Source organism: Rahnella sp. ChDrAdgB13 (genome assembly GCF_017655185.1).
Taxonomy (GTDB): Bacteria; Pseudomonadota; Gammaproteobacteria; order Enterobacterales; family Enterobacteriaceae; genus Rahnella; species Rahnella contaminans.
Genome location: NZ_JAEMGT010000213.1, coordinates 1 through 2,598, shown reverse-complemented (window position 1 = coordinate 2,598; position 2,598 = coordinate 1). Strand labels below are relative to the sequence as shown.

At 54.5% G+C, this 2,598-nt stretch carries 2 protein-coding genes; one reads left to right on the top strand and one right to left on the bottom strand.

Annotated elements, in window-relative coordinates; translation table 11 throughout:
- Window positions 1-256: 256 nt before the first annotated feature.
- Window positions 257-955: a FadR/GntR family transcriptional regulator gene (locus J8X26_RS26840; protein ID WP_208952568.1), complete on the bottom strand. Its 699-nt coding sequence runs from the start codon at window positions 953-955 to the stop codon at window positions 257-259.
- Window positions 956-1,151: 196 nt separating this feature from the next.
- Here J8X26_RS26840 and uxuA point away from each other — a divergent pair, with 196 nt between their 5' ends.
- Window positions 1,152-2,336 (top strand): mannonate dehydratase, encoded by a 1,185-nt coding sequence (gene uxuA, locus J8X26_RS26835; protein WP_208952567.1) that lies wholly within the window; start codon window positions 1,152-1,154, stop codon window positions 2,334-2,336.
- Window positions 2,337-2,598 lie beyond the last annotated feature (262 nt).

Here is a 2,598-nt window from a genome sequence, read left to right as displayed (position 1 = left end):
GGGCGATTCAGAAAGCTTGCTGAATGAGAGGTTGCAGACCTGAGGCTGCAATCCCGAAATGAAGGCACCGCGTAGCGGCAAGATTTCCAGCCTGTCGCTGCGGCTGCTGAAACATAGCCAGCGAGCGACAGCGCGCAGTGAAGAAGCGCGGGAGTCCAGAGGGCGCGCGCTTACGCGTCCTCTGGGCCAGTTTGGGCGGCGAGCCCAAGGTGTTGGTGTTGAATTTAAAAACCGCCTGTGTCCGGCATTGACACTGTCATTCCGCAAATAACTGGTCATACACATGCTGTAAATGCCGGCTCATTCTTGCCTTCGCCCCTGCACCATCTTTCGCCAGAATGGCGTCCAAAATCCCCTGATGGTCAGCATTCATTTCACGGGCGAAATCGACTTCGGTGTAATGGCTTTCAAGCCGCATAAACCGGCGGGAACGGCGTTTGTCCCACAGGTATCCCATCATGTCGTGCAGGACTTCGTTGCCGGTCATTTCGCTAATCATCAGATGAAACCGACGGTCGGCTTCCAGAAACGCGTCGTTGTTGGCATTCAGGCTATTTAGCTCATCGGCGATTTCTTTCAGTTTGGCCCGCTGATCATCCGTGCCGTTCAGCGCGGCCAGTTCGGCGGTCATTGATTCGTAAATCTGCCGCGCCCTGACCAGCGATTGCAGGCTGAACTCTTCTTCCGACGACATCACCGGCGTAGCGGGGGGCGCTTGCGGGAGCGGGTCGTTGACGTAAACGCCGGTGCCTGTGCGGATTTCCACCCAGCCGGTGATCTCCAGCGCAATCAGCGCCTCGCGGATGGAAGAACGGCTGACGCCCAGCTGTTTGGCCAGATCGCGCTCTGAAGGGATCATCGCTCCCGGCGCGAACTGGCCGGTATTAATGCAATTAATCAGTACATTAGAAATCTGGCGATAGAGCCTTTCGACTTTCAGGGTCGGCAAATCCATTATTTTCTCCATGCAGGTGCTGGATCCCAAATCTGTTATCCCGATCACATTAATGATCGGTTCGATGCTGAATCATATGTCGGTCTGATGGCCTGACCAGCAGACCACCTGACCAGACCGCGCATTAAGATTGAACTTATCACCGGCCATGCGTCAACTACATTCAGATGTCAGATAACACTTTTAAGGAAAACACATGGAACAGACTTGGCGTTGGTACGGCCCGAATGACCCGGTTTCACTCGATGATGTGCGTCAGGCTGGCGCGACCGGCGTGGTGACCGCCCTGCACCATATCCCGAACGGTGAAGTCTGGCCGGTGGATGAAATCAAAAAACGTCAGGCACAGCTGGAAGCGAAAGGTCTGGTGTGGTCAGTGGTAGAAAGTATTCCGGTGCATGAGGAAATCAAAACCCGCAGCGGAGATGTTGAGAAGCACATCGCCAATTATCAGCAATCTATCCATAACCTGGCGGAATGCGGCATCGATACGGTCTGCTACAACTTCATGCCGGTTCTGGACTGGACGCGCACGGATCTGGGTTATTTATTGCCGGACGGTTCCCGCGCCCTGCGTTTTGACCACATCGCGTTCGCCGCTTTCGAATTGCATCTTCTGAAACGTGAAGGCGCTAAATCCGATTACAGCGCGGAAGAGCAAAAACAGGCTGCGGATTACTTTGCTGCGATGACACAGGCGGAAAAAGACCAGCTGGTGTCTAACATTATTGCCGGTTTACCGGGCGCGGAAGAAGGCTATACGCTGGATCAGTTCCGTGCGCGTCTCGCCACTTACGACGGCATCGATAAAGCCAAACTGCGCGAAAACATGGCGCACTTCCTGCGCAGCATCGTGCCGGTAGCCGAGCAGTGCGGGATCAGTCTGGCGGTTCACCCGGATGATCCTCCGCGCCCTATCCTCGGCCTGCCGCGCATTATCTCCACCATTGAAGATATGCAGTGGCTGAAAGAAGCCGTCGACAGCATCCACAACGGTTTCTGTTTCTGCACCGGTTCATACGGCGTTCGCGAAGACAATGATTTAGTGAAGATGATGACGACCTACGCCGACCGTGTTCACTTCATCCATCTGCGCGCCACGCAGCGCGAAGAAGTCCCTGGGAGCTTCCACGAAGCCGATCATCTGGACGGCGACGTGGACATGGTTGCAGTTATCAAAGCGATTCTGACCGAAGAGCAAACCCGCCGCAAAGCCGGTAACCTGCGCGCAATCCCGATGCGTCCGGATCACGGCCATCAGATGCTGGATGATTTGCATAAAAAAACCAATCCGGGATATTCGGCGATTGGCCGCTTACGCGGATTAGCAGAGCTGCGGGGTGTGGAGCGGGCATTGAAACAGAGCTTCTTTGCCGAGTAAACTCGCGGGATAAATTAACTTCCGACTGAGATAATTTCGGTTTCTTAATAACGGTTATCACTCGGCCTTTCGCGCTGAAACCGACCAAGAGGGAAAAATGCTTTTTCCCTCTTGGATCTCCCTTCGCTTTTTCAACACGTGCTAACGCTCGCTGGCTATGTTTCAGTGACTGCAGTGACAGGCTGGAAAGCTTGCCGCTGCGCGGTGCCTTCATTTCGGGATTGCAGCCTCAGGTCTGCAACCTCTCATTCAGCAAGCTTTC